Source organism: Massilia antarctica (genome assembly GCF_015689335.1).
Taxonomy (GTDB): Bacteria; Pseudomonadota; Gammaproteobacteria; order Burkholderiales; family Burkholderiaceae_D; genus Telluria_A; species Telluria_A antarctica.
Genome location: NZ_CP065053.1, coordinates 503,817 through 528,164 on the forward strand (window position 1 = coordinate 503,817; position 24,348 = coordinate 528,164).

General features: G+C 66.6%; 17 protein-coding genes. 6 read left to right on the forward strand and 11 right to left on the reverse strand.

The window, feature by feature from the left end:
• Positions 1 to 47: 47 nt before the first annotated feature.
• From IV454_RS02260 to msbA, 8 genes are all read right to left on the reverse strand, one after another.
• A complete protein-coding gene (locus tag IV454_RS02260; protein ID WP_206090015.1) occupies positions 48 to 851 on the reverse strand; it encodes an ABC transporter substrate-binding protein in 804 nt (267 codons plus the stop codon).
• Complete coding sequence (locus IV454_RS02265; RefSeq protein ID WP_206090016.1) at positions 848 to 1,498, reverse strand: ABC transporter ATP-binding protein; 651 nt, start codon at positions 1,496 to 1,498, stop codon at positions 848 to 850. Before IV454_RS02265 ends, IV454_RS02260 begins: the two co-directional genes overlap by 4 nt.
• Positions 1,495 to 2,202, reverse strand: a complete 708-nt coding sequence (locus tag IV454_RS02270; RefSeq protein WP_206090017.1) for an ABC transporter permease — start codon at positions 2,200 to 2,202, stop codon at positions 1,495 to 1,497. The genes IV454_RS02265 and IV454_RS02270 overlap by 4 nt, the downstream gene beginning before the upstream one ends.
• Positions 2,202 to 3,023 carry a formate dehydrogenase accessory sulfurtransferase FdhD gene (locus tag IV454_RS02275; protein WP_206090018.1) on the reverse strand — a complete coding sequence of 274 codons (822 nt, stop codon included), beginning with the start codon at positions 3,021 to 3,023 and terminating at the stop codon, positions 2,202 to 2,204. Before IV454_RS02275 ends, IV454_RS02270 begins: the two co-directional genes overlap by 1 nt.
• Complete coding sequence (gene fdhF, locus IV454_RS02280; RefSeq protein ID WP_206090019.1) at positions 3,020 to 5,851, reverse strand: formate dehydrogenase subunit alpha; 2,832 nt, start codon at positions 5,849 to 5,851, stop codon at positions 3,020 to 3,022. The genes IV454_RS02275 and fdhF overlap by 4 nt, the downstream gene beginning before the upstream one ends.
• Complete coding sequence (locus IV454_RS02285) at positions 5,848 to 7,551, reverse strand: NAD(P)H-dependent oxidoreductase subunit E (protein WP_206090020.1); 1,704 nt, start codon at positions 7,549 to 7,551, stop codon at positions 5,848 to 5,850. Before IV454_RS02285 ends, fdhF begins: the two co-directional genes overlap by 4 nt.
• An 82-nt stretch (positions 7,552 to 7,633) precedes the next feature.
• Complete coding sequence (gene waaF, locus IV454_RS02290; protein WP_206090021.1) at positions 7,634 to 8,650, reverse strand: lipopolysaccharide heptosyltransferase II; 1,017 nt, start codon at positions 8,648 to 8,650, stop codon at positions 7,634 to 7,636.
• Positions 8,647 to 10,377: a lipid A export permease/ATP-binding protein MsbA gene (gene msbA, locus IV454_RS02295; protein WP_206090022.1), complete on the reverse strand. Its 1,731-nt coding sequence runs from the start codon at positions 10,375 to 10,377 to the stop codon at positions 8,647 to 8,649. The genes waaF and msbA overlap by 4 nt, the downstream gene beginning before the upstream one ends.
• A 335-nt stretch (positions 10,378 to 10,712) precedes the next feature.
• Here msbA and IV454_RS02300 point away from each other — a divergent pair, with 335 nt between their 5' ends.
• The 4 genes from IV454_RS02300 to IV454_RS02315 all read left to right on the forward strand — a co-directional run bounded on the left by IV454_RS02300 (position 10,713) and on the right by IV454_RS02315 (position 14,817).
• Positions 10,713 to 11,975: an O-antigen ligase family protein gene (locus IV454_RS02300; protein WP_206090023.1), complete on the forward strand. Its 1,263-nt coding sequence runs from the start codon at positions 10,713 to 10,715 to the stop codon at positions 11,973 to 11,975.
• Positions 11,972 to 12,790 (forward strand): glycosyltransferase family 2 protein, encoded by an 819-nt coding sequence (locus IV454_RS02305; RefSeq protein WP_307730208.1) that lies wholly within the window; start codon positions 11,972 to 11,974, stop codon positions 12,788 to 12,790. The genes IV454_RS02300 and IV454_RS02305 overlap by 4 nt, the downstream gene beginning before the upstream one ends.
• A 96-nt stretch (positions 12,791 to 12,886) precedes the next feature.
• Entirely contained in the window at positions 12,887 to 13,702 is an 816-nt protein-coding gene (locus IV454_RS02310; RefSeq protein WP_206090024.1) for a glycosyltransferase family 2 protein, read from the forward strand.
• 11 nt (positions 13,703 to 13,713) lie between these two features.
• Entirely contained in the window at positions 13,714 to 14,817 is a 1,104-nt protein-coding gene (locus tag IV454_RS02315) for a glycosyltransferase family 2 protein (protein ID WP_206090025.1), read from the forward strand.
• Between the two features lie 14 nt (positions 14,818 to 14,831).
• Here IV454_RS02315 and dnaE read toward each other — a convergent pair whose 3' ends face one another.
• The 3 genes from dnaE to IV454_RS02330 all read right to left on the reverse strand — a co-directional run bounded on the left by dnaE (position 14,832) and on the right by IV454_RS02330 (position 23,106).
• Positions 14,832 to 18,380 carry a DNA polymerase III subunit alpha gene (gene dnaE, locus IV454_RS02320; protein ID WP_229522285.1) on the reverse strand — a complete coding sequence of 1,183 codons (3,549 nt, stop codon included), beginning with the start codon at positions 18,378 to 18,380 and terminating at the stop codon, positions 14,832 to 14,834.
• Positions 18,381 to 18,578: 198 nt separating this feature from the next.
• The gene (locus tag IV454_RS02325; protein ID WP_206090027.1) at positions 18,579 to 20,858 is read right to left on the reverse strand and encodes a LamG-like jellyroll fold domain-containing protein; all 2,280 of its coding nucleotides are present in this window, start codon (positions 20,856 to 20,858) and stop codon (positions 18,579 to 18,581) included.
• 58 nt (positions 20,859 to 20,916) lie between these two features.
• Positions 20,917 to 23,106: a LamG-like jellyroll fold domain-containing protein gene (locus IV454_RS02330; RefSeq protein WP_229522015.1), complete on the reverse strand. Its 2,190-nt coding sequence runs from the start codon at positions 23,104 to 23,106 to the stop codon at positions 20,917 to 20,919.
• Between the two features lie 75 nt (positions 23,107 to 23,181).
• On the opposite strand from IV454_RS02330, the gene IV454_RS02335 reads away from it, so the two are divergent.
• Positions 23,182 to 23,355 (forward strand): hypothetical protein, encoded by a 174-nt coding sequence (locus tag IV454_RS02335; RefSeq protein ID WP_206090029.1) that lies wholly within the window; start codon positions 23,182 to 23,184, stop codon positions 23,353 to 23,355.
• Between the two features lie 52 nt (positions 23,356 to 23,407).
• Positions 23,408 to 24,322 (forward strand): sulfurtransferase, encoded by a 915-nt coding sequence (locus tag IV454_RS02340; RefSeq protein ID WP_206090030.1) that lies wholly within the window; start codon positions 23,408 to 23,410, stop codon positions 24,320 to 24,322.
• Positions 24,323 to 24,348 lie beyond the last annotated feature (26 nt).

Consider the following 24,348-nt stretch of genomic DNA (forward strand, 5'->3'; position numbering starts at 1 on the left):
GTCGTCTTTCTCCTTCCGCGCGCAAGGCCGCTATCTTACGCCTTCCGCTACCTTTGCGCCGACGGGAAAAACAGCTGCTGGCCGCCCGGCCTGAAGCCGGCAATCCTGGCCTGCCCGTCGGCGGACGTGATCCAGTCGACAAGCTGGCGCGCTCCCTGGACGTTCACGCCAGGATGGTGCGCCGGATTGACCGCGATGATCCCGTACGGATTGAACATCCTCGGGTCGCCCTGCACCAGGATTGCCAGCCCGGTCTTGTCCTTGTAGGTGGCGAAGGTGGCGCGGTCGCTCAAGGTGCAGGCTTGCAGCTCGGCCGCCATGGTCAGGACCTCGCCCATGCCCAGCCCGGCCGACAGGTAGCGCGCGGGCGGCGGTTGCACGCCGGCGGCCTTCCAGTAGCTCTTTTCCATCTGGTCGGTACCGGAGTTGTCGCCGCGCGAAACAAAGCGCACCTCGCTGGCGGCCAGCTTGCGCAGGGCGGCGATGATGTCGGTGCCGCCTTTGATTCCCGCGCGGTCAGATGGCGGGCAGGCCAGCACAAAATCGTTGTACATCACGTCGCGCCGGCCGACGCCATGGCCCTCGGCCACGAAGCGATCCTCGGCGGCGCGCGCATGCACCAAGGCGACGTCGACGTCGCCATTCTTCGCCAGTTCCAGCGCCTTGCCGCTGCCGACGGCGATCACCTGCACTTTCATGCCCGTCCTGGCCTCGAACGCCGGCAGCAGCCAGGCCAGCAGGCCGGAATTGTCGGTGCTGGTGGTGGTGGACAGGCGCAACACCTGCTCGCCGGCCAGGGCCAGCGGGGAGGCGATGCAGAGCCAGAGTGCCAATGCTGTATATCTGATCATTTGTATTCGAGCTTTCCATCACGTAGTTTAAGGCGTTGCACGCCGGGCATGCCGATCAGGTCGCGGTCGTGGCAAGCCATCACCACCGTGCTGCCGGCCGCGGTCAAGGCGGGAATGAGGGCGATCACCTGTTCGCGCGCGGCGCCATCGAGATTGGCGGTCGGTTCGTCGAGCAGCAGCAGCGCGGGGCGCAGCACCCAGGCGCGCGCCAGCGCCACGCGCTGCACCTCGCCGCCCGACAGGCGGGCCGGGTCGCTGCCCTGCAAGTGTTCGACCCCGGCCCATGCCATGGCCTGCGCCACCGCCTGCGCCGTCTGCGCCTTGCCGACACCGCGCGCATGCAGGCCGTAGCCGACGTTGGCCGCCACGCTGGTCGAAAACATCACGGGATGCTGGTGCACATACACGATCGCTTCGCGCAGCGCGCGCGGATACGGGGACCAGGCCATCGGCCGCCCTTGCCACGTCACGCCGGACGCCTGGCCGGGTTCGAGTCCCGCCAGCACGCGCAGCAGGCTGCTCTTGCCGGCGCCGTTGATCCCGGTGAGCACGTAGGCGTGCGCGGCATCGAGGCTGAACGCCTCAAGCTCGAACAGCACGCGTGGGCCGTGCGCCTTGCGTAGTTTGTCGATGCGCAGCAGGTTCATGGCCCGCCCCCCGCCGCGCGCGGATCGCCCTGCAGCAGCATCAGTGCACCGTTCATGGCCAGCGCCAGGGCCACCAGCACGATGCCGAGCGCGATTCCCTGCGCGAATTCACCCTTGCTCGTTTCAAGCGCGATGGCGGTGGTGATGGTGCGCGTTTCGCCGGCGATATTGCCGCCAACCATGAGCGCGCAACCGACTTCGGAAATCACCCGTCCGAAGCCGCTGATCACCGCCGCCATGACGCCAAAGCGCGCTTCGTGCAGCACCGTGAGCATGGTGCGCCAGCGCGACCCTCCCAGCGCAGTCGCGGTTTCGGCGTAGCGCGCATCGAGCGCCTGCACCGCCGCCAAGGTGAACGCCACCAGCACCGGCGTGGCGATGATGCACTGGCCGAGCACCATGCCCGGCTGCGAAAACAGCCAGTGCAGCGAACCCCACGGGCCGTGACGCGACAGCAGAAGGTACAGCAGCAGGCCAACGAGGACCGTCGGCAGCGACAAGGTGGCCTGCACCAGCCAGATGACGATGCGGCGGGCCGGGAAGCGGTAGCTGGCAATCGCATACCCGAGCAGCACAGCCGGCGGCGTCGCCAGCATCAGGCCCAGCATGCTGGTCTTGAGAGAAATCCAGACAATGCCCCACAGCGCCGGGTCGCCCGACAGCAGCAGCGTGAACGCGGCGTGCGTGGCCTGCGGCAGCGACATCAGGGGGGCAGCGGCTCGAAGTCGAGACGACCATGGCCGGCCAGCAGCAAAAAGTGCTTGCCGCTGCAGCGCGCCAGCAGGGCCATGCCGATCTTGTCGGCCACCATGTGGCCCATCTGAGTGGTGCCGGAGCGCGACAGCAGGAAGGGAATGCCCATCTGCGCGCCCTTGATCACCATCTCGGACGTCAGGCGGCCGGTCGTGTAGAACACCTTGTCGGCGCCCGCCACACCGTCCAACCACATGCGCCCGGCGATGGCGTCGACCGCGTTGTGGCGGCCCACGTCCTCCACGAAATACAGCAGCTCGCCCGCGTTCGAGAACAGCGCACAGCCATGCACCGAGCCGGCCTGCTTGTAGATCGATTGCTGCGTGCGGATGGTGTCGACGATGCGGTACACGGTCGATTGCGCGATGCGCGCGTCCGGCGGCAGCACGATCTGGTCGATATCGTCCATCAGCCCACCGAAGACCGAACCCTGGCCGCAGCCGGTGGTGACCACCTTTTTCGAGGTGCGCGCTTCCACGTCGGCGATGCCGCCGCGCGTGACCACCGCCACCGCATCGACCGACCAGTCGACCTGCACCGAGACGATATCGGCGATCGACGTCACCAGGCGCTGGTTGCGCAGGTAACCCAGGGTGAGCGCTTCCGGGGCGCTGCCCAGGGTCATCAAGGTGACCAGCTCGCGCTTGTCCACATACACCGTCAGCGGCCGCTCGGCCGGAATGGAAATGGTCGAGCGGCGGCCGCGTTCATCGAGCACCTCGACCTCGTGGGTCAAGGCGGCGCGAGCGTCGCTCAGTTGCGGCAAGCTCATGGCGCCGCCGCGGTTGCCAAGGTCGCCGCCAGCACCTGGCCGCCGCCAAAGCTGCCCTGCTGCTCCACCACGCCACCCAGGGCCACGCGGATGGCGCAGTATTTGAACTCGGGGATCTTGCCGAACGGGTCGAGCGCGGCGTTGGTGAGGCGGTTGATGGCCGCCTCGTAATAGCAGAACGGTACAAAGATCGCGCCGCGCGGCGAGCTGTCGTCGGCGCGCGCGTACAGGGCCACTTCGCCGCGGCGCGAGGCGATCGTCACCACGTCGCCCGGTTTGCCGCCCAGCGCGGCCAGGTCGAGCGGATGGACCAGCGCCACCGGATCGGGTTCGATCGAATCCAGCACCGCCGTGCGGCGTGTCATGCTGCCGGTATGCCAGTGCTCGAGCTGGCGGCCGGTGATGAGCACCATCGGATAGGCCGCATCGGGGCGCTCGTCGGCCGGGATGATATCGGCCGGGACGAAACGCGCGCGTCCGGACTCGCGCGGGAACTGCTCGGTGAAGACCACCGGCTGGCCCGGATCGCCCTCCTTCGTACACGGGTAGGTGACGGCGTGTTCGCGTTCCAGCCTGTCCCAGGTGATGCCGCCAATGCTAGGCATGATGCGGCGCATCTCGTCGAACACTTCCGACACGTGGCCGTAGTGCCAGTCCAGGCCCAGGCGCGCGGCCATCTGGCCGATGATCCACAGATCCTGTCTGGCCTCGCCGGGCGGATCGATGGCCTGGCGCCCGATCTGCACCAGGCGGTCGGTGTTGGTGAAGCTGCCCGTTTTCTCGGGGAAGGCGCTGGCCGGCAGGATCACGTCGGCCAGGTAGGCGGTTTCGGTGAGGAAGATATCCTGCACCACCAGGTGGTCGAGCGCGGCCAGCGAGGCGCGCGCGTGGTTGGCGTCGGGGTCGGACATGGCCGGGTTCTCGCCCATGATGTACATGCCGCGGACCTCGCCGCGCGGGATGGCGTGCATGATCTCGACCACCGTCAGGCCCGGCGTGGAATCGAGCGGCATGCCCCAGGCTTTCTCGAACTTCGCCAGCGCCGCCGGATTGTCGACGCGCTGATAGTCGGGGAACATCATCGGGATCAGCCCGGCGTCGGACGCGCCCTGCACGTTGTTCTGGCCGCGCAGCGGATGCAGGCCGGTGCCGGGACGGCCGATCTGGCCCGTCATCAGCGCCAGCGCGATCAGGCAGCGCGCATTGTCGGTGCCGTGGATGTGCTGCGAAATGCCCATGCCCCACAAGATCATCGACGCCTTCGAAGTCGCGTACAGGCGCGCCACGTAGCGGATGGTGTCGGCGTCGACACCGCAGATCGGCGCCATCAGCTCCGGGCTGTAGCCGGCCACGTTCTGTTCCAGCTCGGCGTAGCCGATGGTGCGGCTGGCGATGAAGTCCTGGTCTACCAGGCCTTCGGCCACGATCACGTGCATCATCGCGTTAAGCAGCGCCACGTCGGTATCGGGCTTGAACTGCAGGTAGCGGTGCGCGCTGCGCGCCAGGTCCGAGCGGCGCGGGTCGCACACCACCAGTTTGGTGCCGTTTTTGATGGCGTTCTTGATCCAGGTGGCCGCCACCGGATGGTTGACGGTCGGGTTGGCGCCGATGACGATCACCACCTCGGCCAGGGTTACGTCCATCACCGGGTTCGATACCGCGCCCGAGCCAATCCCTTCCAGCAGGGCCGCCACCGAGGATGCGTGGCACAGGCGCGTGCAGTGGTCGACGTTGTTGCTGCCGAAGCCGGTGCGCACCAGCTTCTGGAACAGGTAGGCTTCTTCGTTACTGCCCTTGGCCGAGCCGAAGCCGGCCAGCGCGCGCTTGCCGTGGGTGTCGCGGATGCGCGCCAAGGTGCCGCCTGCGACGTCGAGCGCTTCTTCCCAGGTGGCTTCGCGGAAGACGTCGAGCACATGCGCCGGGTCCATGGTGAAGTCGCCGCTCTTGGGCGCGTCAAGGCGGCGGATCAGCGGCACCGTCAGGCGGTGCGGATGGTGCGCGTAGTCGAAGCCGTAACGGCCCTTGACGCACAGGCGTTCGCGGTTGGCCGGACCGTCGCGCCCCTCCACGAACAGGATCTTGTTGTCCTTGATATTGTAGGTCAGCTGGCAACCGACGCCGCAGTAGGGGCAGACCGAATCGACCTGCTTGTCCGGCACGGCCAGGGCGGCGTCGCGCGCCGGCATCAGGGCGCCGGTCGGGCAAGCTTGCACGCATTCGCCGCAGCCGACGCAGGTGGAGTCGCCCATCGGGTCGTCCATGTCGAACACGATTTTGGCGTGATCGCCGCGAAAGGCCAGGCCGATCACGTCGTTGACCTGCTCGTCGCGGCAGGCGCGCACGCAGCGCGTGCACTGGATGCAGGCGTCGAGATTGACGGTGATGGCGGCGTGCGAGGCGTCGCGCGCCGGCTGGCTGCGCGCGGCAAAGCGCGGCTGGCCCAGGGCCAGCTTGCGCGCCCAGAAATCGACTTCGTTGTGGCGCGTGTAGGCCCGCTCGGGCATGTCGGACTGCAGCAGTTCGAGCACCATTTTTTGCGCGGCCACGGCGCGCACGCTGTCGGTAGTTACCTTCATGCCGGCGGCCGGATGGCGGCAGCACGATGGCGCCAGTACCCGTTCGCCGTCGATCTCCACCATGCATGCGCGGCAGTTGCCGGCCGTGTCCATGCCGGGTTTGTAGCACAGGCGAGGAATCTCGATGCCTTCGCGCGCGGCCACCTCGATCAGGGTTTCGTGGGCAAAGGCGGCTACCTGCCGGCCGTTGATTTCCAGCTCCACGGGCGCGCCCTGCAACGCCGCTTGCTTGATCCTGCTGATCGCATTCATGGCTTCACCAATTCATGTGCAAAGTATTTGACGACGCAGTCGAACGGATTCGGCGCGGCCTGGCCAAGGCCGCAAATTGAAGCGTCACGCATCACCTGCGACAGCTCGGCCAGCAGCGGCGTGTCCCATTGCGGCTGCTCGATCAGCGCCAGCGCCTTGGCGGTGCCGACGCGGCACGGCGTGCACTGTCCGCACGATTCGTCCGTGAAGAAGCGCAGCGTGTTGCGCGCAGCCGCCACCGCCGAATCCTGGTCCGACAGCACCACCACGGCGGCCGAGCCGATGAAGCAGCCGTAGGGTTGCAAGGTGTCGAAGTCGAGCGGAATCGCGTTCAGCGTGGCGGGGAGGATGCCGCCCGATGCGCCGCCCGGCAGGTAAGCGTAAAACTGGTGGCCGGACACCATGCCGCCGCAGTACTCGTCGATCAGTTCCTGCACGGTGATGCCGGCCGGTGCCAGTTTCACGCCCGGTTCGCGCACCCGGCCCGACACCGAAAACGAGCGCAAGCCCTTGCGGCCGTGGCGTCCCTGGCCGCTGAACCAGTCGGCGCCGCGCTCGACGATGGCGCGCACCCAGTGCAGGGTTTCGAAGTTGTGCTGCAGGGTCGGCAACCCGAACAGCCCGACCTGGGCCACGTACGGGGGACGCAGACGCGGCATGCCGCGCTTGCCCTCAATCGACTCGATCATCGCCGATTCTTCGCCGCAGATGTAGGCGCCGGCGCCGCGGCGCAGGACGAACGTGGGCATGGACTGGAACGGCGGATCGGCGCGCAGGCGCGCCAGTTCGGCTTCGAGCATGGCGCGGCAGCCGTGGTATTCGTCGCGCAGGTAGATATAGATGGTGTCCACACCAGCCACCCAGGCCGCCACCAGCGCGCCTTCGAGGAAGCGGTGGGGATCGCGTTCGAGGTAGTAGCGGTCCTTGAAGGTGCCCGGTTCGCCCTCGTCGATATTGATCGCCATCAGGCGCGGACCGGGTTCGCCGCGCACGATGCGCCATTTGCGCCCGGTCGGGAAACCGGCGCCGCCAAGGCCGCGCAGGCTCGATGCCTCCATGGTCGTGATGAGCGCTTCGGCGTCGCGCCGGCCGTCGTGGCATTCGCGCGCCAGCACGTAGCCGCCGGCGGCGCGGTAGCTGTCGTAGTCGATGTAGCCGCCAGGCGCGTGCGTGGTGTGGCCGTGCGCCACGGCCGCGGCCACCGTGTCGCAGCTGGCATGGGCCAGCGGGTGCTGGCCCACCACGGCCGCCGGGGCTTGTTCGCAGCGGCCGATGCAGGGTGCGGCGAGCACGCGCACGCCAGCGCCCAGGATGGCGGGCAGGCGGTCGATCAGCTCGCGCGCGCCGGCCATGGCGCACGACAGGCCGTCGCACACGCGCACCGTCAACGCCGGCGGCGCGCTGTCGCCTTCGCGCACAACGTCGAAGTGGTGATAGAAAGTGGCGACCTCGTAGACCTCGGTCTGGGCCAGCTTCATTTCCTGCGCCAGCGCCGCCAGGTGGGCGTGCGCCAGGCAGCCGAAAGCGTCCTGGATCTTGTGCAGGTGCTCGATGAGCAGGTCGCGCTGGCGCGATTGCGCACCCAGCAAGCCCTGCACCTCCAGCAGGGCTTGCGGATCGACGCGGCGGCCCTTGGGCGCCTGGCGCTTGCGTTGGCGGCTGCTGCCCTGGCTTACGATCGGAATGACAGGATGATTCATCAATTAACCTTGGTCAAAAACGGCATCGCGCCGTGATTTTACTCCCACGGCGCACTCTCGCGGCGCGCACGCCGGCACGGATTTACATCTGGCGCAGCTCATTCCAGACCATGGCCGGTTCAAGCTTTTCCATGCAGTCGTGGTGGCCCAGCGGGCATTCGCGCTGGCGGCAGGGCGAACAGGCCAGCCGCAGCGAGAGCGAGCGCGCGATATCGGAAAACGGCGGCGCGTGGTCCGGGTCGGTCGGGCCGTACAGCGCAATCACCGGCCGGTTCAGCGCCGAGGCAATGTGCAGCAGGCCGGAATCGTTGGCGACCACCGCGCCCGCGCCGGCGATGAGCGCAATCGCCTCGGCCAGCGAGGTGGCGCCGGCGACATTATGGATGCCGTCGGTCCCGGTGAGGGCTGTGATCTCGGCGCAGGCCTCGCGGTCCTTGGGGGAACCAAGCAAGGCGATGTGCGCGGATGGATCCTGCTCGCGGATCGATTGCGCCAGCGCGGCGAAGTGGCGCGCCGGCCAGCGCTTGGCGGCGCCGAATTCGGCGCCCGGGGCAAACACCACCAGGCGCCCCGCGCCACCCATGCCGTGGCGCACGCGCACCTCAAGAACTTCCTCCGGCGCCACACGCATGGCCGGACGCGGCACGTCGGCGCGCAGCGCGGTGCCCGGCGCGCCGGCCAGGGCGGCGTAAAACGGCACCATCGCCCGCTTGGGCGTGTCGTCGTGATGCACGACGTTGAGCAGCCCGTAACGCATTTCGCCCTTGTAGCCGACCCGGCGCGCAATCCCGGCCAGCCACGGGATCAGCGCGTACTTGATCGTATTGGGCAGCACGTAGGCATCGACATAGCCGCGCGCGCGCAGCACCCTGGCGTAGCGGCAGCGCTCGCGCAGTTGCAGCGCGCCGTGGCGGAACGGGGTTTCGAGCACTCTGTCGACCTCGATCATGGCGCGCCAGGCGGGCGCCACCGAGGGCGGCGCCAGCACGTCGATCCGGCGCTCCGGGTGCTGCTGCTTGAGCAGTTGCAGCAGCGGCTGGGCCATGACCGCGTCGCCGATCCAGTTCGGCGAGATCACCAGGGTGCGCCCGCCGCTCATGCTTCGACCTTGTTGGCGAACTGCAGGCGGTACAGGTTGGCGTACATGCCGTCCAGCGCCAGCAGCTCGTCGTGGCGGCCCGCTTCGACGATCCGTCCCTGGTCGAGCACGACGATGCGGTCGGCCCGTTCGATGGTCGAAAGGCGGTGCGCGATGACCAGGGTGGTACGCCCGGCCATCAGGGTGTCGAGCGCGCCCTGCACCGCGCGTTCCGATTCGTTGTCGAGGGCGGAGGTGGCTTCGTCCAGGATCAGGATCGGCGCGTCCTTGTAGATGGCGCGCGCGATCGCCACGCGCTGGCGCTGGCCGCCCGACAGGCGCATGCCGTTTTCGCCAATCGGGGTATCGACGCCTTGCGGCAGGGCCGCCACCACCTCGTCCAGGTGGGCCGCCTTGATGGCCGCGGCCAGGCGCGCCGGGTCGACCCGTTCGGCGCCGTAGGCGATGTTGGCGCCCAGGGTGTCGTCGAACAGCACCACGTTCTGACTGACCATGGCCAGCTGCGCGCGCAGGCTTTGCAGGGTGATCTCTTCATACGGCACGCCGTCGAGCAGGATGCGTCCCTGCTGCGGCGAATAAAAACGCGTGACCAGGTTCACGAAGGTCGACTTGCCGCCGCCCGACATGCCCACCAGCGCCACGGTCTGCCCCGGCAGCACCTCGAGCGTGACGCCATTAAGCGCCAGCGGGTTATTGTCGCTGTAGCGGAATTGCACGTTCTGAAGCTGCAGGTGGCCGCGCGCGCGCTCGATGACGACCGTGCCCGGATCGGCTTCGACCGGGGTGTCGATCATGGCGAACACGGTTTCGGCGGCCGCCATGCCGCGCTGCAGCGGACCGTTCACGCCCACCAGGGACTTGAGCGGCGCGAGCAGCATCAGCATCATGGTAATAAAACTGATGAATTCTCCCTGCGTCATCCCGGATGTCATGGCGATGACGATCACCACTGACACCGCGAGCGCGGTGGCACTCTGGGTGATCGGCACGGTGGCGGCGCTGGCGACCGTGATGCGCTGCGAGAAGCCGAGCAGCGCGTCGCTGCGCTGTTCGAAGCGTTCGCGCTCGTAACGCTCGCCGGCGAAGACGCGGATCACCTGGTGCCCGCGCGCCGCTTCCTCGACCACCTGGGTCATTTCGACGGTGACGCGCTGGTTGTCGCGGCTCAGGCGGCGCATGCGCTTGGCCGTGGTGCGCACGATGGCGGCGGTGACCGGCAAGACCACCAGGGCGATCAGGGTCAGCTTCCAGTTGGTCCACATCAGCATCGCCAGCAAGCCGACGATAACGAGCGAGTCGCGCACGTAGGCGACGAACACGGAGTTGATCATGTCGACCACCTGGCGCACGTCGGCGATGACGACGTTGATGATCTTGCCGGTCGATTCTTCGTGAAAGCGCGCCACGGGCAGGCGCAGCAAGCGGTCGAACACCATGCGCCGCAGGTCGTTGAGGATGCGGCTGATCACCCAGTTGTTCAGGTAAGCGGTGGAAAAGGTGAAGATGCCGCGCCCGACGAAAATCGTCAGCAGCACCAGCGGCACCAGCCACAGGGAAAAGGGGACCCGGTGCGGGCCGAAGCCCTTGTCGATCAGCAGTTGCATCGCGTAGCCGAGCGACGGCTCGGTGACGGCGGTGCCGGCCATGGCCAGCAAGGACATCAGCGCGCGCGCGCGGTAAGGCTTGACGATAGCCAGCAGGCGCCGGACTATGACACTATTTTCCATCGTTTTCTTTCGCGTTCAGGCTACAAGCCATGTGCGGTTGCGGCATGCCGCCAGCGCAAGGCGCGGCCGGTACCGGAGGCTCGACATTCTCGCACAGGCGGTCCGGGTGCGGCCACAACAACATCGCGCGGACGCCGTAGCGGACGCCGTAGCGGACGCCGTAGCGGACGCCGTACATACAAACACGGCGCCGCGCCAGCCGCCGTGCATCGACGGTACTGTAAAATGGCGAACAAATTTCAGGGGGTGGGCGCCGCAAGGCGCTTGCCCCCGGTATCGCCACGCTCCCGGCGCGGCATGCACGACCCAGGTCGCTTTACAAGGCTATTGCTACAATGCAAGATTCTCCAGAGTTTCCGATTTCCCGCCTCGAACGCGCGGTCCAGTACCTGCTTCTGCTGGCGCTGTTTTGCGTGCCGTTCTCCACCTGGCTGACCAATGTCTTCGCCGGCATCTGCGTGCTGTGCTTCGCCGGGGCGCTGGCTAGCAGCGCCCCGTTGCGGGCCGCCGTGCGCACGCCGCCGGCGCTGCTGGCCCTGGGTTTGCTGGCGCTGCTGGTGCTCGGCGCGAGCTGGTCGATCGGCCAGCACGGCGACATCGTCTCGGCGCTGAAAAAATATTCGCGCCTGCTGGTGCTGCCGGTCGCGGTGGCCACCAGCATACGCGACCGCACCATGGCGGCGCGCGCGCTGGCCGCCTTCCTCGGCGGCGCCGCGGTGCTGGCCACCTCGAACTACCTGGTCTGGCACAACCTGATGCCCAGCTCCAGCCTTGGCTGGTGGCGCATCGGCGACGCCAAGGATGCGTTCTCGTTCAAGAATCACATCACGATCGGCATCCTGCTCAGTTTCGCCACCGTGGTCAGCGTGCTCGGGGCGTCCTATGTGCAAGGCGCGCGGGCGCGCGTGGCGTGCCTGGTGGCCGGGGTGCTGTTCAGCGTGCCGATCATCTTCCTGAACCAGGGCCGAACCGGTTACGTCGCCCTGTTCGTGGGCATGGTGGTGCTGTTCCTGCTGCGCGTGCGCTTCACGGTGCTGCGCACGATTTTCGGGGTGGGCGCCATCATGCTGCTGTTCGTCGGCTTTTACGCCATCTCGAACAACTTCAAGGCGCGCACCGATGACCTGATCACCGAGGTGCGCACCGACCAGAAACGCTCGCCCAACGGCCTGCGCATGAGTTACCTGCGCTCCGGCCTCGGAGTCGTCGCCGCCCATCCGCTCCTGGGCCTGGGCACCGGCTCGTTCGCCGAAGTGTATGCGCCGATCGCACGGCGCGACTGGCCGGAAGACAAGCTGGCCGAAACGCGCCACCAGCCGCACAGCGAATTCCTGCTGATCGCCGCCCAGCTTGGCCTGACCGGACTGCTGCTGTATTTCGCCATGCTGGGCAGCCTGCTGCGCCCTGCCCTGGCCGCGCGCTCCTTCCATGCCGATGCGCTGGTGCTGCTGTGGACGATCTACGTGGTCAGTTCCTCGTTCAACAGCCTGTTGTGGGATGTGACGGAAGCGTACTGGTTCCTGCTGCTGGCCGGTTCCCTGTATGTGAGCGCCCGCTTTTCGCGGCAAGCCGCCCAGAGCCCGGCCCAGGGGACATGAGCATGCGGCCGGATGCGCTCATTTCCGTCATCGTCGCCACCTACAACCGGCCGGATGCGCTCGAAGCGGTGATCGAAGCCTGCTTCGCGCAGAGCGACCGCCATTTCGAGATCATCATCGCCGACGATGGCTCGGGCGAGCCGACCCAGGCCTGCATCGCGCGCCTGCAACAGCGCGCGCCGGTGCCGCTGCGCCACGCGTGGCAGCCGGACCAGGGCTTTCGCCTGGCGATGGCGCGCAACCAGGGCATCCTGGCCTCGCACGGCGAATACATTGTGCTGCTCGACGGCGACTGCATTCCCCAGCGCGATTTCATTGCGCGCCACCGCGCGCTGGCGCAACCGGGTTTCATGGTCACCGGCAGCCGCATCCTGCTCGATGAAGCGTTCACCCAGCGCGTGCTGGCCGAGCGGCGCGACCTGCACGCGCTCGGGCTGGGCGAGAAGCTGGCGCTGCGCGCGCGCGGCCATATCAACAAGGTGCTGCAGCTGCTGTTCAAATTGCCGGACCTGGGCCGGGCGCAGAAGCGCTTTACCTGGCGCCGCATCAAGGGCTGCAACATGGCGGCCTGGCGCGCCGATATCGAGGCGGTCAACGGCTTTGACGAGAGCTTCGAGGGTTGGGGCCACGAAGATGCCGACTTCGTGGTGCGCCTGTTTAACGCCGGGGTCCAGCGCAAGGATGGCGCTTTTGCCACGGAAGTGTTTCATCTCTGGCACCGCGAGAATGCGCGCGACGAAGCGTCGAGCAACCGCGCGCTGGTGCGCCGGCGCGCCGACGAGCGCACCGTGCGCGCCGCGCGCGGGCTGGCCTGAAGCCGGATCGCCCCGGCGGCGCGCAATAGGCTGGACTGGCCGTGGCGGGCACGTATAATACATACATACCGAACGACGCTTTACCGGGAATCCATCGTGTTACGCCCTACCACCATTTCACTGATCGTCAGCACCTACAACCGGCCCGACGCGCTGGAAGCGGTGCTGCGCGCCTGCCTGGCGCAGGATGACGACGATTATGAAATCATCGTCACCGACGACGGTTCGGCCGACACGACGCGCCAGTGCATCGAGCGCATCGCGGCCGGCACCCGGCGCCGCCTGATCCATGTGTGGCAGCCGGACGATGGTTTCCGCCTGTCGCGCGCGCGCAACCAGGGCGTGCTGGCCGCGCGCGGCGATTACGTGGTGTTCCTCGACGGCGACTGCGTGCCGCGCAAGGATTTCATCTCGAGCCACCGGCGCCTGGCGCAGCCGGGCTGCATGATCACCGGCAGCCGCGTGCTGCTGTGTCCCGACTTCACCCGCGCCACCCTGGCCGAGCGGCGCGACCTGCAGGCGGTGGGGCTGGACTCGTGGTGGCGTGCCTGGCGCGCCGGGAACATCCAGAAAATCCTGCAACTGGCGATCCGCCTGCCGGACCTGGGACGGGTGCGCAACGGCTTTACGATGCGCCGCATCAAGGGATGCAACATGAGCGCCTGGCGCAGCGACATCGAGCGCGTGAACGGCTTCGACGAATCGTTCTGCGGCTGGGGCCATGAGGATGCCGACTTCGTGGTGCGCCTGTTTAACGCCGGCGTGCGGCGCAAGGATGGCGCTTTCGCGACCGAGGTGTTCCACCTGTGGCACAAGGAGCGCGAACGCGACCAGGCCGCCCATCACGACCGGCTGGTGCACGAGAGCCAGGTCAACAAAGTCATTCGCGCGCCGGTCGGGCTGACGCGCTAGAACGCTCGCCCATGATCCCGCACGCCCCGGCGCGCCAGCCGCTGCTGAGCATCATCGTCCCCGCCTACAATGTGCAGCATTACATCGGGCAGTGCCTCGATTCGGTGCTGGACCAGATGGGCGCCGGCCATGAACTGATCATCATCGATGACGGCTCGTCCGACGCCACCCTGGCGCGCATCCGCGCGCAGCTGGCCGCGCGTCCCGGGGTCGCCTCGCAGGTGCTGGCGCAGGATAACCAGGGCATCGCGGTGGCGCGCAATAACGGCCTGGCCGCCGCGCGCGGCGAGTACATCGTCTTCGTCGACAGCGACGACCGGCTGCTGGCCGGTTCGCTGGCGGCGCTCGAACAAGCCATCGCCGCACACCATCCGGACGTCATCGCCTGCGACTTCCGGGTGTGGTTTCCGGACCAGGAAGCCAAGTCGAACCGGGTCAGCATGCGCTATCCGCCCGGGCTGCTGCGCGACCAGGCCACCATCCTCAATACCTTCTTTGCCGACCGCCAGATGTACGTGTGGGCCAATGTCTTCAGGCGCGCCATCTACCAGCAGCTGGAGATGCCTGTGTTTCCGCCCGGCCGCGTGTTCGAGGACATGTCGACCCTGCCGCGGCTACTCAGCCAGTGCGCCAGCCTGGTGTACCTGCCGCATGCAATCATCGATTACCGCCAGCATGCGGCCAGCATCACCAAGCTCATTTCGGAAAAGTGGTGCATGGACCTGGCGGCCGCGCTGTCGGTGGCGCGCAAGCATCTGGACCTGCGCGGGGTGGACGAATCGGTGAAGACGCACTTCGATATCGCGGCCGCGCATTTGTATATCGGCGTGGTCAAGGATTCGTACGAGCTGCCGCGCGCGGTCGGACGCCGCGTGCGCGCGCGCATCAAGCCGATCTTCGTCGAGAGCCTGTACGGCCATTGCGCCAGCATGCTGGCGGCGGTGCAGGGGGCGCAGACCGTCTCGTACGACAGGACCCATGACGCGCGCACCATCCGCCAGGTGGAACGCGCGCTGGCGGGCAGCCTGGTGTTCCGGGTGCGGCAAACGGCCAGCCGCAAGATCAAGCTGTGGAGGCGGCTGCGCCGCCACCGCAAGCTGTTGCTGGGGGCTTAGCTCAGTTAGCTCAGTTAGTATTCCACCGCGACTTCGCGCGCGCCCAGCACCTGTTCCAGGGCCAGGGTCAGCGCGTCCGAGGGCGCCACCCGCCAGTCGTCGCCGAACTGCAAGGTGCAATCGACGCCCTGCGGCTTGACCCGCATCGCCACCGGCAGGCCGCTCATGGCGCGGTGCGGCTGCAGCACCTCGGCGATCTTCGAGGACGCCACCCGCGACGGCAGGTACAGCCCGAGCTGGCGCCCGTACTGCACGCGCGCCGACGTCAGGTCGAACACCTTCTCGGCCGTGATGCGCAGGCCGCCGTTGAAGCGGTCTTCCGACACCTTGCCCACCACCGCCAGGAATTCGTCTTCCTTGAAGATGTTCTTGTTCGACTCGACCACTTCGCTGTACACCGTCACTTCGACCGTGCCGCTCTTGTCGTCGAGCGAGACGATCAGGATCTTGCCGCGCTGGGTCATCTGGGTGCGCACGCCGGTGATCACGCCGCACATCATGCGCGGCTCGCGCGACGGTTCCAGGTCGGTCAGCTTGGTGCGCGCGAAGCGGCGCGCCTCGGTCGCGAACGAATCGAACATATGGCCCGACAAATAGAAGCCGAGCGCGGTCTTTTCCTCGGACAGCTTCTGGCGGTCGGTCCACGGGGTCGCCTTCACGTACTCGGGCGGCGCCACCAGGTCGCTGTCGTCGCCGCCGAACAGGCTGACCTGGTTGACCGAGGCCGAGGCCTGGTCGGCCACTTCGACCGCGAACGGCACCGACGCCAGCAGGATCGCGCGGTCGACCTTGAAGCAGTCGAAGGCGCCGCTGCGGATCAGGGACTCGATGGTGCGGCGGTTGATCTGCTTGCGGTCTACCCGCTTGCAGAAATCGAACAGGTCGGTGAACGGCCCGCCGCTGGTGCGCGCGGCGATGATCGCTTCGATGGCCGACTGGCCCGAGCCCTTGACCGCGCCCAGGCCGTAGCGGATGTTGGTCACTCTCTTGCCGGTGACGGACGGCGGCGGGCCTTCCGGCATGAAGCGGTAGTCGGAATGGTTGATATCGGGCGGCAGCAAGGTGAGGCCGCACACGTCCAGCGAATCCTCGACCAGGATCTTGATCTTGTCGGTGTCGTCCATCGCCAAAGACAAGTTGGCCGCCATGAAGGCGGCGGTGTGATGCGCCTTGAGATAGGCGGTATGGTAGGACAGCAGCGCGTAGGCGGCGGCGTGCGACTTGTTAAAGCCGTAGCCCGCGAATTTTTCCATCAGGTCGAAAATCTCGTCGGCCTTTTCGGCCGTCAAGCCATCCTTGGCGGCGCCGGCGCGGAAAATCTCGCGGTGCTCGGCCATCTCTTCGGCCTTCTTTTTACCCATCGCGCGGCGCAGCATGTCGGCGCCGCCGAGCGAATAGCCGCCGACGATCTGCGCCATCTGCATCACCTGCTCCTGATACACCATGATGCCGTAGGTTTCGGACAAAATCGATTCGGTGCGCGGATCGGGGTAATCGAAACGTTCGCCGTGCTTGCGCTTGCAGAAGTCGGGAATCAGGTCCATCGGGCCCGGACGGTACAGCGCGACGAGGGCGATGATGTCCTCGAAACGGTCGGGGCGCGCGTCCTTGAGCATGCCCTGCATGCCGCGCGACTCCAGCTGGAACACCGCGACCGTCTTGGCCTTGGTCAGCAACTCGTAGGAAGCCTTGTCGTTGAGCGGCAGCTTCTCCAACGCGAAGTCGGCGTTGGCCGCCGGGTCGAGCTGCTTGATGTAGCGCACCGCGCGGTCGAGAATGGTGAGCGTGGTCAGGCCCAAAAAGTCGAACTTGACCAGGCCCACGGCCTCCACGTCATCCTTGTCGTACTGCGAGACCACGCCCGAGTCGCCGCCCTGGGTGTACAGCGGGCAGAAGTCGGTCAGCTTGCCCGGGGCGATCAGCACCCCGCCGGCGTGCATGCCAATGTTGCGGGCGATGCCTTCGACCTGCTGCGCCAGCGCCAGCAGCTGCTTGACCTCGTCCTCGTTCTCCAGACGCTCCTTGAGCATCGGTTCTTCTTCGATGGCGTCGGCGATGGTCACAGGCTTACCCGGCTTGAACGGGATCAGCTTGGAGATGCCGTCGCAAAAATTGTAGCCGAAATCGAGCACGCGGCCGACGTCGCGGATCGCGCCCTTGGCCGCCATGGTACCGAAGGTGGCGATCTGCGAGACCGCTTCCTTGCCGTACAAATCCTTCACGTGCTGGATGACCCTGTCGCGCCCTTCCTGGCAAAAGTCGATGTCGAAGTCGGGCATCGAAACGCGTTCGGGATTGAGGAAGCGCTCGAACAGCAGGTTGTATTGCAGGGGATCGAGATCGGTGATCAGGAGCGAATACGCGACCAGGGAACCGGCGCCCGAACCGCGGCCCGGGCCGACCGGCACGCCGTTTTCCTTGGCCCACTTGATGAATTCGGCCACGATCAGGAAGTAGCCGGGGAACTTCATGTTGCAGATGGTATCGGTCTCGAATTTCAGGCGCGCGTCGTAGCGCGGGCGCGCCGCTTCGCGCTTGACCGGGTCCGGATACAGATGGATCAGGCGCTGCTCCAGGCCGGCCTGGGATTCGGCGACCAGGAATTCATCGATGCTCATGCCGGGCGGGGTCGGGAAGTCCGGCAGCTGCGGCTTGCCCAGGGTGAGCACGACGTTGCAGCGCTTGGCGATTTCGACCGAGTTGGCCAGCGCGGCCGGCATGTCGGCGAACAGCTCGGCCATCTCGGCCTGCGACTTGAAGCGCATTTCTTCGTTGAAGCGCTTGACCCGCTTGGCGTTGGCCAGCATTTCGCCTTCGGCGATGCAGGTGCGCGCTTCGTGGGCGACGAATTCCTCGGCCGACAGGAACTGGACCGGATGGGTGGCGACCACCGGCAAGCCCAGTTTGGCGGCCAGCGCGACGGCATGGCGCACCTGGGCTTCCTGGTTGGGCTGGCCGGCGCGCTGCACTTCGATGTAGAAATGGCCGGGGAAGACCGCGGCCCAGCGCTGGGCGCAGCGCTCGGCCAGCGCCAGGTTGCCGTTTTCGATGGCGGTGCCGACGTCGCCGAAGTGGGCGCCGGAGAGCACGATGAGGCCATTGGCCTGGTTTTCGCCGGGCGACAGGGACGATTCGCTGGCGGCGAGCGCATCGAGCCACTCGGGACGGATTTCGGCGCGGCCCTTGTGCTGGTTGCTCAGCCAGGCCTTGGACAGCAGTTCGCACAGCTGCAGGTAGCCCATGCGGTTCTTGGCCAGCAGCAGCAGGCGCGAGGGCTTGTCGCGGTTGTCATCGTTGCTGATCCAGGCGTCCACGCCGATGACCGGCTTGATGCCCTTGCCGCGCGCCGATTTGTAGAACTTGACCATGCCGAACAGATTGGCCAGGTCGGTGATGGCCAGCGCCGGCTGCTTGTCCTTGGCGGCGGCGGCGACAATGTCGTCGATGCGCACCAGGCCGTCGACGATGGAGTATTCGGAGTGCACACGCAGGTGAACGAAAGCCGGTGCGGCCGGCTTGGCTGGCGCGGCGAGCGTGGCGCTCCCGGCTTCGATGACATCCATACTCATTGTGTGTTTCGCCTGCTGTGCAAAGAGTGCTATTTTACCGCGTCGGCGCAGTCGCGCCCATGTCGGCTCCCATCCCGGCGCAGCGCCCAGGGCGCTTGCGGCGCTCGCCGGCGCCATCCTGGCCGGGAATGGCAGCGCCCGGGCCGCGTGGCCAAGCGCCGACACACTTGCACAAAAGAAACTACCAGCCCATCATACCTCGCAAAAGGTGGAGCGTTGCTGCACGCCGATGGACTCGCCCGTGTTCGGATCGAGGGACACGGGGGACTCAACGGCGCTGCCCGGCTGGCCGCTCAGCAGGGTGGCGACGCTGCCCTGGCTCAAGGCACCGCGAAAGATGCAAAAGTCGGCGATCTTGCCGTTAAAGTAAGGATCGCTCTCGTACTGCGAGCGGCCGATCCAGTTCTGGCTGGTGGCGCCCAGCCTGAATGGCGCGTGCCGGATATCCGGATTGCTGCCGACCGGGGCGCCGTTGACATACAGGGTGCCGGTCCTGCCGGACAAGGTCACCGCCACGTGCACCCATTGCCCGGTGGGCAGGGCCGCCGTGCCTGAGATGGTTTGTTCGCCGATGCCGTGGTTGGTGGTAACGGCAAAGCGCATCAGACCGTCGTTGGCGCATGGGGTGAGCATCATGTAATGCATCGTTCCCAGGCCGAAGTCGAACACCCGCGCCCAGTTGCGCCCGCCGTCCCAGTAGACCCAGGCCGCGATGGTGAAATCGGACAGGTCGGCCAGCGCATCCTGCGGCAGGCTGAGATAGTCGTCGACGCCGTCGAAGGCCAGGGCCCTGGCGCCGCTGCGCCCGGCAACCCAGGCCGGTCCGTTGACCAGGCTGGCGTTGCGGCCGTTGCCGCTGCTGTCGGTCGCCGTGGTGCCCGTTGTCTGGTTCATGGGGAGGCGGGTATGCGCGTGCACCCCGGCATAGCCCTTCGCTTCGCCCGAGGCGGCGCTCTCGCCGGCCGGGCCCTGGGCCGTCACGACATAGTAGTAGACGCCGCTGGCCAGCTCGCTGTCGGTGTAGCTGAGCAGATCGGTGATGCCGCTCTTGACCGTCGTGTACGGGCCGCCGCGCACGGTGGCGCGCTTGACCGTGTAGCTGGACGCGCCGGCACTGCCCCACCACGACAGGACCATCTGGCGCCCGCTCCAAATGGCGCTCAGTCCGCTTGGCGCGGCGCCCGGCTTGACCGGATCGCGGCTGAAGGTCAGGGTGCCGAAACCGAGCTGGTCGCCATTGTTGCCGTCGCCTTCCGGGCCGAGCAGTTTTGCCATCATGGCGGTATAGGGCGCGGCCAGGCCCTTGCGGTTGACGTAGTGGTTGTGGATCAGTTCCCACACCGGACGATGGTGGCCCTGCGCCCCCAGCGCCAGGCTGGCCGTGAAGTAGTGGCTGTTCCTGTAGCTCGCGAAGGGCACGCCATAAAAGGCGCCCGTGGCATCCTGCAGATTCGATTTGGCCACATATTCGGCGCCGGCCAGGAAGCGGTTGTTGTCGTAGCCATACAGGTCGTCGCCCTGGTTCCAGGCCATTTCGCAGAACACGCTGGCCAGGCCGATGCCCAGGGTGCAATGGCCCTGGTCCCTTCCGCTTTCCTGCCATTGTCCGAGGTAGCCTGGATGAAGGTAGTAGACGGCCTGGCTGCTGGCGCCGTTTTCGGTTCCGCTCTTGTAGTAGCCGAGCGCTTCGTCGTAGATGTCCGGGCGGTCGCACAGCACGCCGATGGCCAGCATCGACGCCAGGTTGCACTGATCCCAGTTGGCCCAGTAGTTGGTGATCTTGGCGCCGTTGTGATTGACCAGGAAGCGGTGGTTCGCCTCATAGAAGACGTTGAGCATCAAGGCCTGGAAGCGGGCCAGGTCGGGCGCCGCCCAGCCCGGATAAGTGCGCATGATCTCGGCGGCGTTGGCCCACTGGTAGCCATAGATGCCGGCGGCCAGGGCCGCGTTGGTGTCGCCATTGATGGCCGTCATGGTGGACGACCAGGCGTTCAGGAAGACCACCGCCAGGTCGGCGTAGTCCTTGTTGCCGGTGACCTTCCAGCGCAGCGCCAGCTGGTAGGTGCGGGCGATGTCGATGTACATCTGGGCAAAGTTCTCTCCGGGACCGCCGCGGATCACCGTCTGCAGCGCACGCGGCCTGGCGCCGAGCTGGGCGCGGCCATTCGACGTGAGCCTGGCGAAGCCGCTGGCCCAGGGCTGGGCGTTTTCCGCGACCTTGGTACGCATGCGTGTGAAATCGTCTTGCGTGTGCAGCAAGCCCGGATGGACGAAGCGGCGGGCACCGACGGCCGCCTGCTGGCCCGTCATGCTGCCCATCGCCGCGGCGCTCGCCGCAGGCAGGGGCGGATCGACTTTGTCGCCGCCACCGCAACCGGCCAGTCCGAGCGGGCCGAGGGTGGCAAGCCCGACGCCGCTTGCGCAAACCGACCTGCGTTTCAGGGAGAATTTCTGCTCATCATTGGTTGGCATCGGGTTCCTTCAAAAAATAAGTCGGGGGACGCCGGGTTCGGCGAGGATGGCGCTGTCCTCAGCGCGCGCAGTAGGTGCTCACTTGCTGCGCGCCCGTGGCCGATTGCGGCTCACCAGCACCCGCATTGCCCAGCTGGCCATGCATCAGGGCGGCCACCCCGCTCGCATCGAGCGCACCGCGATAGATGCAAAAATCGGCGATCTGACCATGAAAGTAAGGATCGCCTGCGTACTGCGAGCGGCCGATCCAGTTGCGGCCGGTGCTGCCCAGCCTGAACGGCGCGTGCCGGATGTCCGGATTGCTGCCGGCCGCGGCACCGTTGACATACAGGGTGCCGGTGCTGCCGGCCAGGGTCAGCGCCACGTGCACCCATTGTCCGGCCGGCAGGGCGACCGTGCCCGCGACGGCTTGTTCGCCGACCCCGTGGTTGGTGGTGACGGCAAAGCGCGGCAGGCCGTCCGCGCCGCAAGGGGAGAGCATCATGTAATGCATCGAGCCCGAGCCGAAATCGAATATGCGCGCCCAGTTGCGCCCGCCGTTCCAGTAGACCCAGGCCCCGATGGTGAAATCGGACAGGTCGGCCAGCGCATCCTGCGGCAGGCTGAGGTAGTCGTCGACGCCGTCGAAGGCCAGAGCCCTGGCGCCGTTGCGCCCGGCAACCCAGGCCGGTCCGTTGACCAGGCTGGCGTTGCGGCCGTTGCCGCTGCTGTCGGTCGCCGTGGTGCCCGTTGTCTGGTTCAGGGAGAGGCGGGTGTGCGGATGCACGCCAGCATAGCCGGTCGCTTCGCCCGAGGCGGCGCTCTCGCCGGCCGGGCCCTGGGCTGCCACGACGTAATAGTAGACGCCGGTGGCGAGGTCGCTGTCGGTGTAGCTCAGCAGATCGATGATGCCGCTCTGGATCGTGGTGTACGGGCCGCCGCGCACGCTGGCGCGCTTGACCGTGTAGCTGGCAGCGCCCGCGCTGCCCCACCACGACAGGACGATCTGGCCGCCGCTCCCGATGGCGTTCAATCCGCTCGGCGCGGCACCCGGCTTGACCGGATCGCGGCTGAAGGTCAGGGTGCCGAAACCGAGCTGGTCGCCATTGCCGGCGTCGCCTTCCGGCCCGATCTGTTGCGTCTGCAGGGCGCAATACGGCGCGGCCAGGCCCTTGCGGTTGACGTAATGGTGATGCACCAGTTCCCAGACCGGGCGCCGGTGGCCCTGGCCGCCGCTGGCGAAGACAGGAACATCGTTGCGCAGGTTCCGGTAGGTCGCGAAAGGGACGTTGTAGAAGGCGCCCGCGGCATCTTTCAGATTCGATTTGGCGACATATTCAGCACCGGCCAGGAAGCGGTTGTTATCGTAGCCATACATGTCGTCGCCCTGGTTCCAGGCCATTTCGCAGAATACGCCGGCCAGGCCGATGCCCAGGGTGCTATGGCCCTGGTCCCTTGCGCTTTCCTGCCATTGTCCGAGGTGGCCAGGATGCAGGTAGTAGACGGCCTGGCTGCTGGCGCCGTTGCCCGGTCCGGCCTTGTAGTAAACCATCGCCTCGTCATAGATGTCGGCGCGCTCGCACAGCACGCCGATGGCCAGCATCGAGGCCAGGCTGCACAAGTCCCAGTTGGCCCAGTGGTGGGTGACATGGGAGCCGTTGTGGGTGGCCAGGAACTCGTGGTTCAGCGGATAGAAGAGCGTGAGCATCATCGTCTGGAAGCGGGCCAGGTCGGGCGCCGCCCAGCCGCTGTAGGTGCGCATGATTTCGGCGGCGTTGGCCCACTGGTAGCCATAGATGCCGGCAGCGAGGAAGCGGTCGCCATTGCCGGTCAGGGTGGTCATGGTGGACGACCAGGCGTTCAGGAAGGCCAGTGCCTGGTCGGCGTAGGCCTTGTCGCCGGAAACCTTCCAGCGCAGCGCCAGCTGGTAGGCGCGGGCGATGTCAGTATACATCTGGCGGAAATTTTCGCCGTCGCCGCCGCGGATCACCGTTTGCAGCGGACTCGGCATCACGCCAAGCTGGGAACGTCCGCTCGCGAGCAGCGCGCGCCAGCCGCTGGCCCAGGGCTCGGCGCCTTGCGCGACCTTGATGCGCATCCGCTCGAAGTCGGCGGCCGTGTGCAGCAGGCCGGGGTGGACAAAGCGGCTCGTGGCGCCGGCAATCGCGGCCGATTGCTTCGCTTCGCTCGCGCTGGTGCGTTCCGGGCTGGCGGCACGGTCCGCGCCACCGCCGCATGCGGTCAGGCTCAGCGGGCCAAGGGCGGCCACGCCGAGCGCACTGGCGCAAAATCTCCGCCGTTTTGGAAGAAATCTCTCTTTACTGTCAGACATGGAACTCTCTCGATGCGCACGCAGCTGACAGGAATGATCAGAAGGGCAATTGATTTTAAGTCAAACACCGTAACCAAAATGGCAATGCTCGGCAACAACTTATTGAGAAAAAGCATCTTTTGTTGGACCGGCATGGCGGCGCCTTGCCTGTTTTTTGGGCATGTGCTGGAAGCCGGCAAGCGATAGCACGTATAATGTCGGCTTTCCCGTTTCCCGATCCTCGACCGATCCTTCTCCCATGCAAGCTAATACTGCTTTACAAGCTGAAGCGCATGCCGCCATCGCCGCAGCTGCCGCCCACGTCAATATCGCCGCCTACAAATTTGTCACCTTCGACAATATTGAGGACATGCGTCCCCTGTACCAGGACATCTGCAAGCGCCTGGCGCTCAAGGGGACGGTCCTGCTGACACCGGAAGGCATCAATATGTTCCTGTCCGGCCCGCGCTCGCACATCGACGAGTATCTGGCCTGGGTACGCCAGGATGCGCGCTTTGCCGATATCGAGGTCAAGGAAAGCTATTCCGAGGAACAGTCGCACAAGCGCATGCTGGTGAAGATCAAGAAAGAAATCATCACCATGCGCATGCCGCTGATCCAGCCGGAAAAAGGCCGCGCACCCTTCGTCCGTCCCGCCACGCTCAAGCGCTGGCTCGACCAGGGGGTCGACGACGAGGGCCGTCCGGTGGTGATGATGGAAACGAGGAATGCCTTCGAGGTCGATGTCGGCACCTTCGAAAACACGCTCGATTACCGGATCGACAAGTTCAGCGAGTTTCCCGAGGTCGTGGCGCAGCACCGCGAAGAGCTCGAAGGCAAGACCGTGGTCACCTTCTGCACCGGCGGTATCCGCTGCGAAAAGGCGGCGATCCACATGAAAAATATCGGTTACGAGAGCGTGTACCAGCTCGACGGCGGGATCCTCAAGTATTTCGAGGAAGTCGGCGGCGCCCACTACAAGGGCGACTGCTTCGTGTTCGATTACCGCACCGCGCTCAATCCCCAGCTCGAAGCGAGCGTGACGACCGTGCAATGCTTCGCCTGCCGCGCCGTGGTCACGCCGCGCGACCAGCTCTCGCCGCTGTACGTGTACGAAAAATCCTGCCCGCATTGCCATCCGGAGCGCGCCAGTACGCCGGCGGACGCGGCGTAACAAGGCGGCGTCCTACCAGGGTGGGC